The sequence below is a fragment of the Marinobacter sp. OP 3.4 genome (genome assembly GCF_036224885.1).
Taxonomy (GTDB): Bacteria; Pseudomonadota; Gammaproteobacteria; order Pseudomonadales; family Oleiphilaceae; genus Marinobacter.
On record NZ_JAVVLT010000052.1, the window covers coordinates 1 to 6,529 of the forward strand.

5 protein-coding genes are annotated in these 6,529 nt (G+C 55.0%); 3 read left to right on the plus strand and 2 right to left on the minus strand.

From position 1 onward, the window contains the following. Positions 1–173 precede the first annotated feature (173 nt). Together RO069_RS09450 and RO069_RS09455 are read left to right on the plus strand one after the other, a co-directional pair. A complete protein-coding gene (locus RO069_RS09450) occupies positions 174–1,247 on the plus strand; it encodes a BtrH N-terminal domain-containing protein (RefSeq protein WP_091855297.1) in 1,074 nt (357 codons plus the stop codon). A 437-nt stretch (positions 1,248–1,684) separates the two neighbouring features. Beyond that, positions 1,685–2,848 (plus strand): C4-dicarboxylate TRAP transporter substrate-binding protein, encoded by a 1,164-nt coding sequence (locus RO069_RS09455; RefSeq protein WP_328187020.1) that lies wholly within the window; start codon positions 1,685–1,687, stop codon positions 2,846–2,848. 57 nt (positions 2,849–2,905) lie between these two features. Here the strand turns inward: RO069_RS09455 and RO069_RS09460 are convergent, their stop codons facing one another. Beyond that, positions 2,906–4,087, minus strand: a complete 1,182-nt coding sequence (locus RO069_RS09460) for an acyl-CoA dehydrogenase family protein (protein WP_091855213.1) — start codon at positions 4,085–4,087, stop codon at positions 2,906–2,908. A gap of 83 nt (positions 4,088–4,170) precedes the next feature. Then, positions 4,171–4,635: an RrF2 family transcriptional regulator gene (locus RO069_RS09465; RefSeq protein ID WP_091855212.1), complete on the minus strand. Its 465-nt coding sequence runs from the start codon at positions 4,633–4,635 to the stop codon at positions 4,171–4,173. Between the two features lie 171 nt (positions 4,636–4,806). Here RO069_RS09465 and RO069_RS09470 point away from each other — a divergent pair, with 171 nt between their 5' ends. Further along, complete coding sequence (locus tag RO069_RS09470) at positions 4,807–6,399, plus strand: acyl-CoA synthetase (protein ID WP_328187022.1); 1,593 nt, start codon at positions 4,807–4,809, stop codon at positions 6,397–6,399. Positions 6,400–6,529 lie beyond the last annotated feature (130 nt).

Here is a 6,529-nt window from a genome sequence, read left to right on the forward strand (position 1 = left end):
CACCTGCACCGGAACAGCGCCGTCAAGGCGCTACGCGCCATGCCTGGCGCACAATGAACCCAAGCATCGTCGATTCGGACGATGCTTGGCAAAATCTTGCCGGCTAAGGTGAAGCTCCACCAATACAAACGGACCCGTTAACATACCGGGCGACAGCAGTGGAGTACACAGAAATGAGTCGGATTATTATTGACCCCTATCCTCATCAACTCGGCGGTCACTGTGGCTCGGGCGCCCTGAGGGACTTGGTGCACTGGGCCGGGCTCGGGTGGGACAACCTGCCCGGTGACGGGTTACCGGGTGAGGGGCTGGTATTCGGCCTGGGAGGTGGTCTGTCCTTCATGTATACCCGTTATCCCGGCCTGACACCGCCTCTGTACCTGGTGGGCCGCAACGCCGATATGGAGCTGGATTTCTGCCAGCGACTGGGCATTGAAACCCGCCGACAGCAAACAGACAACCCGGATGAGGCCTGGCGTTGGATAAGAAACGAAATAGATGAAGGCCATCCAGTCATGGTCTGGTGCGATATCGCCGAACTGCCCTACTTGCGGGTCAGACTTTCCAATACCCGCCATGACGTCGTCATCATCGGCTATGACGACGACAGGAACATGGTATTCATCATTGACAACGACCGGGAAGAGGTACAGGAAGTCCCCATGGACGCCTTCCGGCGGGCGCACGGCTCCCATGGCTTCCCTGGCCCCAACCGGTTCGCCACCTACCCGATGCGTTTCCCAGCCAGGTTGCCCGACCTGCTGACCTGCGCCCGAGAGGCGGCAGCATCGGCTGCGCGTGTACTGGGCGGTGAGGATGCCCTGCTGTTCGATGCATCTACCTTGCCGGAGGGCAGCGTGATAGGGTCTGGTGTGGAGGGCGTCAGGGCGTTCGCCGACGACGTTATCACCTGGCCCCACCACCTGCCCCCGGATGAACTGACCACTGCCGTCAGAAGCATCCCGGTATTCGTGGAAAAGGCCGGCACAGGAGGCGGTTTGTTCCGTAGGCTGGAAGCCAGCTTCTGCCTCGATGTGGCTCAGGCAACCGGCGACCAGGCCTTTGCAGCCGCCGCCAACGCCTGCCACCGAAGCGCTGAGGCCTGGAGCGCCCTGGGTGAAACAAGCCGAGCAGAGAAGCCGGACATCGAGGCTGTCAGCGAAGCAGCTCACCGGCTTCCGGAACTGGAAAGCGCCATGCAGAAGGCATTGGAACTCGCCGGCCAGGGCAGTACGAACAACCGATAAAAATTCATCGTGGAACGAACATTATTTCAATTCAGGTCGCCGCCGAGGAATTACAAACTTTCATGAGCGGCGAATTACCCCAGCTACAATCGCTTTTGAAAGGGTGGGAAAGGGACTCCTGTACTCAGGGCGTGAGACACCCACACCCTCCAGTATCTAAAGGCCCATGTGGTGCCGGCATCAGAGCAAGGAATTCCGTCAGCCCGTTCACTAGTGCAAACCCCTTAACCGGCTCCATCAGATAGAAAGCGCAGCACTGATTAGTTACCTGACGGGGAGGGGCATGTCAGACTCCGCTCAGGCAGGGAATCGACAAGTTAGACGGAGACAAATGTGGAAATTGCTTCCTATGTGAGAGACTCATTGACGAATTTCCGACACCCTCTATACTTTGGTATTGGTTACGATAACAATAACCCTAGTCTAGGAGATTCATTATGAAACTGAACAAAAACAAAACGATCTCACTCCTGTCTGCACTCGCTGTGGGTGTTACTTTAGCCTCAACCAACACTCAAGCAGTACAGCTTCGTCATGCCACCGGCTATGCACCGGGTTCCATGGGGGCAGAATCAACGACAACCTACGCCGAAGCGATGGAAGAGATCTCAGGGGGCGATGTCAGCGCCAAGGTGTATGCCTTGTCACTGTTAAACTGGGCGGAAATGTCTGATGGCATCCGAGATGGCATGGCAGACAGTGGAACACTTCTGTTTCCTTACTTTCCTGCCCAATATCCGCTCAATAGCATGCTCGCCGAACTTTCCATGGTGGTGCAGCTTGGGGAATCCATAGACTCAAAGCGCATGGGGCTTGCCTATGCTGGCGCTCTCTCAGAGTACCTGATGCTTGATTGTCCGGAATGTATGCAGGAGTTCGCACAACAGGGACAGGTCTTTACCGGTGCAGGGGCAACCACACCTTACTACCTGCTATGCAACACTCCCGTAACCTCATTGGCAGACGTTGCAGGAAAGCGCCTGCGTGCAGGGGGCGCCCAATGGGCGCGCTGGGCGGAGGACCTTGATGCCTCACCGGTGTCCATTCCCCAGAACGAGGTTTACGAGGCAATGAGCCAGGGAGTTCTGGACTGCTCTATGATGTCCACTCCAGAACTCACCCTGATCAACCTGATGGAAGTCGTAACCGATATCACAGTAAACGTGCCCGGTGGCCTGTTCGCAGGTTTGGCGGTCAACAATATTAATAGCGATACCTGGAGTAGCCTGACGGAAAAGCAGCGCACCCACGTGATGCGCGGGTCTGCGCTGTTTGCCGCCGATATAAGCTGGTCTTACATGCTTAGCCATGAGGAAAACATGGCTTCTGTGGAGTCGGACCCTGAGATTCAAGTACATCAGCCCGACCAGGACCTGATTACGGCGACAGCCGAGTTTACTCGCAGGGATGCCGAACAGATTGCCTCGGCCTATGAAGAAAAATATGGAGTGGAAGATGCTGCCCGGGTCGTCAAGGAATTCTCGGAAACGCTCAATCGGTGGCTGCCACTCGTTAAAAGCGTTGAAAGCAGCGAGGAACTGACGGAGCTTTTCTGGAAGGAAGTCTGGTCTAAAGTGGATGTTAACAACCACGGCGCCTGAGCACTGTTTCCCTGCCCTCATGGGCAGGGAAACACACCCTGCCGGAACCTGCCTCCCCTAATGTGCCCGTCCTAGCATATCTCGAGCAATAACCTCCTTCATAATTTCAGAGGTACCGGCATAGACTGTCTGCACCCGGGAATCCACATAAAACCGGGAGATAGGATATTCGAGGGTATAACCGTAACCGCCAAACAGCTGCATACAGCGATCAATACAGCTGCACTGCATCTCCGTTAGCTGCAGCTTGATGACAGCCGCATCCACCGCTGTCATTTCACCCGCCAGGTAGCGTTGCAGGCACTGGTTGTAATACCCGCGCCCCATATCAAGGTCCGCCCGCACCTGGGCAAGGGTAAACCGGGTATTCTGGAAATCCGCGATGCGCTGGCCAAATGCCCGGCGATCCTGTACGTAGTCCAGAGTCAGTTTTAGCGCACCCTCGATGGCTCCCAGGGCCTGGGCTGCGACGCCCAGACGCTCGCGGGGCAATTCCTGCATCAGGTAACCAAACCCTTTACCCGCCTCACCCAACAGGGCATCGTCAGGAACGATCAGGTCATCGAAGAAAAGCTCAGCGGTATCGCTGGCATGCTGGCCAATCTTGCGGATCGACTTGCCACGGGCAAAACCCGGCAGGGTGGTGTCGACCAGGAACAGCGACACACCACGAGCTCCGGCGCCCGGATCGGTCTTGGCACAGACGATAACCATGTCTGCCAGGATGCCATTGGTAATGAACACCTTGGCTCCGTTGATCTTCCAGCCCCCATTCACTTTCTGGGCGGAGGTGCGCATACCCGCCAGGTCACTGCCGGCACCCGGTTCCGTCATTGCAATAGCGCCCAACACCTCGCCACTTGCCATCCGCGGCAGCCAGTGTTGCTTTTGTGCGTCGGTGCCCAGCCGCTCAATGTAGGGAATGACAATATTTGAATGGATGTTGTAGCCACCGGTCAGGCCCCCGAAGCCCTGCCGTGACATTTCCTCAACGATCATCAGGCAGATATCTGGCCCTGCATCAGAGCCGCCATATTCCTCGGGAAGGTCCACGCCAAGCAGGCCGGCCTCTCCCAGTTTGTTCCAAAGTTCCCTGGGAACCTGGTGGGCTTCCTCCCAGTCCTCATAAAAGGGCGCCACTTCCTGCTGGAGGATTTTTCGAACCGAATTCAGAAACAGATTGTATTCCTCACCGGCTGACGAATCAGTAACCGAAAAAGCAGATTGTGTACTACTCATTATTTCGAACCCTCATTTTTATTGTGAAATTAATGGGACCCTTCTGTGTAAGGCACGCAGCGACTGTCGGGAAGATCATGGAGTCAGGCTTTCATACGGGCTGGATCCATCGCATCGGCCAGACCCTGTTTGTCCAGAGCCTTGTCAGCACTATAAAGGGAGGACACCTTGATTGAGGCAAGACGATTTCGGAAATCCCTGTCCATCTCATTCCGAAGGCCGCTCAGTACGTCATGCACATAGCACCGGTCTTTCCAGTCTGAAAACGGATTATCTATCGAGAAAAGCTCAACGTTTGGCTCCGCAACTGCCTCGAATACATCCAGCAAAGAAACAGTGGACGGTGCGCGGGCCATTGTGACGCCCCCTTTCCCACCCCTGGTTGATGTCAGCAAGTCCGCCTGGACCAGGCGTGAGATGAGTTGGCGAACCCTTGAAGGATTAACATTCACCCACTTTGCAATGGTCCGTGAGGAGTGCTGCTTCTCGCTGTGATACGCCACAAAAGAAAGGATGTAACACGCTGTGGTGAACTTTGTTGAGTTCAAGGAAACCTTCCTATGCTGGTGCAAGTCATTCGGCCGGCTTGACCTCGAACGCCATGCTCTTATATGTTAAATGTTTCAGTAACTATAACCATCAAACGCGAATACATCAACAAAGCATCAATGCCCGTCACAACCAATCTGGCGGTGCCCTGATGGACCTAGGAGCAAATAATGACAACAAATGCTCTGGAGCAAACCATTGCTGCAGCCCGCGAACAGACTATTTCCGGCATGTTACGACGTACAGCCAGGAGGAACCCTGACAAGACAGCCGTTATTTGCGGTCAGGTAAACTGGAGCTATCGCGAATTTGATGACATTTGCGACCGTCTCGCCAACGCTTTGATCCGGCGCGGCGTGCAATGTGGAGACAAGGTCGCCATCCTGGCTAGAAACTCCCATGGTTTCGTCGCAATGCGCTTTGCACTTGCCCGCATTGGCGCGGTTCTGGTGCCGGTCAATTTCATGTTGAATGCCAAAGAGATGGCCTACATCCTTGCCCACTCAAAGGCCAGGATCCTATGTACGGACACTTCGATGGCAAACATGGCCAGGGAGGCTGCCAATCAGGATACCAATGTTGACCAATTTCTCTGGATTCCGGATGAAGCAGGCTCAGCCCCCCTTCCAGGTATGACGTCGTTCGACGATCTCCTTACTGAGGGAGCCGACTCCAACCAACAGCGCCCCGGTGTATCCGGGGACATGCTGGCACAAATTGTCTATACCAGTGGCACCGAATCCCTTCCAAAGGGTGCCATGCTTACACATGAAGCCGTCGTGACCCAGCATATGAGCTGCGTCATGGCCGCTGGATTCGAGTCGTCAGACATAATGCTGCACGCATTGCCGCTGTTTCACTGCGCGCAACTCGACACCTTTTTCGGGACCTGCGTTTACGCAGGTGTCACGAACGTCATCACCGCCACTCCCTCTCCGGAGGTCATTCTCCCAGCGCTTGAAAAGTACCAGGTCACCTCGTTTTTCTCTCCACCCACAGTCTGGATATCACTGCTCCGCTCTCCAATGTTTGACAGCGAAAAGTTATCCAGATTACGCAAGGGTTATTACGGTGCTGCAATTATGCCAGTCGCTGTTCTGCAGGAACTTCAAGAGCGCCTGCCAGAGGTCCGCTTATGGAACCTGTATGGCCAGACCGAAATTGCTCCCACGGCGACTATTCTCGGGCCGGAGGACCAGATACGGAAAGCCGGATCAGCAGGTAAGCCTGTGTTCAATGTTGAAACTCGTGTTGTGGATGACGCTGAGCAGGAGGTACCAACCGGAACCGTTGGGGAAATTGTACATCGGTCACCCCAGCTTATGAGTGGTTACTTCAATGATGAAGAGCGCACCAGGGAGGCGTTCAAGGGCGGCTGGTTTCATAGTGGAGATTTAGGATTCTTCGACGAGGAAGGCTATCTGACGATCGTCGACCGCAAGAAAGACATGATCAAGACCGGAGGCGAGAACGTTTCAAGCAGAGAGGTAGAAGAAACCATCTTCCAGATGGACCAGGTTTCAGAGGTAGCCGTTATTGCTGTAAGCGACCCTGTTTGGGTTGAAGCTGTTACTGCAATCGTTGTTCCCCGGGACGGTTCGACCATCGACCAAGAGATGGTCGTCAATCATTGCAAGGCGCGACTGGCAAGCTTCAAGGTTCCCAAGCGAGTGGTTGTCGCCGATGCCTTACCGCGTAACCCGAGTGGCAAAATCCTCAAGCGAAACCTGAGAGAGCTCTATGAAGTTTTCCCCCAGAGCTAACAGAAGCGAACTGGTAGCGTTTAGCACAAAGAGCCGGGCGGTAACGCCCGGCTCTTTGTTTTACAGGGTCCGCAATTCCTTCTTCAGGATCTTGCCCACCGGGTTACGGGGAATGGCGTCAATCAGCTTC

Coding starts and splice junctions, on each gene's coding strand:
- RO069_RS09450 (WP_091855297.1), top strand. CDS start 174: ATGAGTCGGATTATTATTGACCCCTATCCTCATCAACTCGGCGGTCAC.
- RO069_RS09460 (WP_091855213.1), bottom strand. CDS start 4,087: ATGAGTAGTACACAATCTGCTTTTTCGGTTACTGATTCGTCAGCCGGT.
- RO069_RS09470 (WP_328187022.1), top strand. CDS start 4,807: ATGACAACAAATGCTCTGGAGCAAACCATTGCTGCAGCCCGCGAACAG.
- RO069_RS09455 (WP_328187020.1), top strand. CDS start 1,685: ATGAAACTGAACAAAAACAAAACGATCTCACTCCTGTCTGCACTCGCT.